2 protein-coding genes are annotated in these 1,541 nt (G+C 39.6%); both read right to left on the bottom strand.

Annotation, left to right across the window (positions count from 1 at the left end; all coding sequences use genetic code 11):
* Positions 1-194: 194 nt before the first annotated feature.
* Positions 195-650, bottom strand: coding sequence for a GNAT family N-acetyltransferase (locus Q1A69_RS19910; RefSeq protein WP_299589609.1), 456 nt, complete (start codon positions 648-650; stop codon positions 195-197).
* A gap of 133 nt (positions 651-783) precedes the next feature.
* Positions 784-1,254: a hypothetical protein gene (locus Q1A69_RS19905; protein WP_299589607.1), complete on the bottom strand. Its 471-nt coding sequence runs from the start codon at positions 1,252-1,254 to the stop codon at positions 784-786.
* Between the last annotated feature and the right edge of the window lie 287 nt (positions 1,255-1,541).

Raw genomic sequence — 1,541 nt, 5'->3', positions numbered from 1 at the left:
CACATGAGAATGTTACAAAAGAAACCTGCGCGTGTAGCATCCTACTTCCGGCATGAATCGATTAAATATGCAGCATAGTGGAACTATTTGTCCGCCGGGTTAATAACTCCCGAATAACGGGCAAATAATAGCTGGTTAAAATTGGCGACGCAGGAGCAAAAACCAACTGTTATTTGTCCCTGTTTATTTGCTTTTTAGAGTGCATTTTCAAATGACATCGCCAGTTTTTCAATGCCACGGGATGGCGTCCAACGCTTAAACTCAACGAAACCATGTTTCTTGTATAAATTGATTGCCGGAGTATTTACAACAGCTGTTTCTACAATTGCGCTTGAAAAATTAAATTCGTGTAAAACATACCTTATTAGTTGATCTGCGATACCTTTTCTAAAATAACAGGGGTCAACAGTTAAACTATTAATATCTAAGAGATCACGGTTTATAGAAACTTCTATAACTCCGGCAAGAGACTCATTTTCACTGAAACCGTAGAATAGTGTTGTTGAATTTTCTATACCTATAACACTTCTCGATAACGGAGGAAAATCAATAGCACCTATAAGTTGCGCTTCGATTTTATAAGAGTTTTGAAATGTCGTGAAAATTTGCTTTGCAACCTTTGCATTGGAATTATCAAGTTTATTTATCATGCTATGCTTAGACTCAAAGTTTTCATTGCTCTCTAACGCCTACAATAACGGGCCGTAGTATAGGCACGAAGTGCCGAAACGGAGGTCCGAGCCAGCTGGCGGGCGGGCGGGCGGGCGGGCGTTGATTGTTTTGTTATATTTTATCACTGTACTTTAAAATTAACTCTAAGAATTTCGAAGGTTTAATTATATACAGGCCATACTTATTAAAGATTTCTTCAGCGTGCTTATAGATACCACTATCTGTTGTTACAAAACAACCTCCATACTTTTGAGCCTCAAATACGTGAAAGCAGTCTGCTTTACGTTTTTCAAACTTTCCATTACCGACAATAATATTTTCAATATCTTGTAATGTGCGCTTCTCTTCCTCTGTAAGATTTAACTTAACAGTTTGGCGAGAACGAGGCTCACGTTCTTGTAACCACTTTGGCGTAGAAGGGTTTCTAATCTCATCTACCACTGAGTGCATTAACATGATTCTCTTCTTTTGAGCATCCAAGATATTGCGGGCTTTCTCAGAGGCTTCTTGCTCGGCTATATCGCCGCCGTCAAATGCACAGGAATCATAAAATATGAAGTTATCGTATGGGTTAAAATCCATAAGCATCTCGGAAAACATAACGCCGCGATAATCGGCAGGCGACGCGCAGCGTTGCCTGTCCGGTGGAGCCCCGTCGGGGCGGAACGAAATTCATCGCCTTGTTATGCATTTACTACGTGTAGTTGAACTGCTGAAATATATCATTTGAAAAATTAATGTCAGAATGTTCAAAGTCATATTTATCTGCGCTGGGAATATTTGTTGGATACTTAAGGAACCTCTGAATAATTCCGAGCCAATTTGTTAGTATTCAGTTATCCGTCAAGACTACGATAGATCATGCACCA

Origin of the sequence: uncultured Microbulbifer sp., from assembly GCF_947498635.1 — a bacterium.
Taxonomy (GTDB): domain Bacteria; phylum Pseudomonadota; class Gammaproteobacteria; order Pseudomonadales; family Cellvibrionaceae; genus Microbulbifer; species Microbulbifer echini.
The sequence above is the reverse complement of the archived record's forward strand: the minus strand, read 5'-3'. Positions and strand labels throughout refer to the sequence as shown.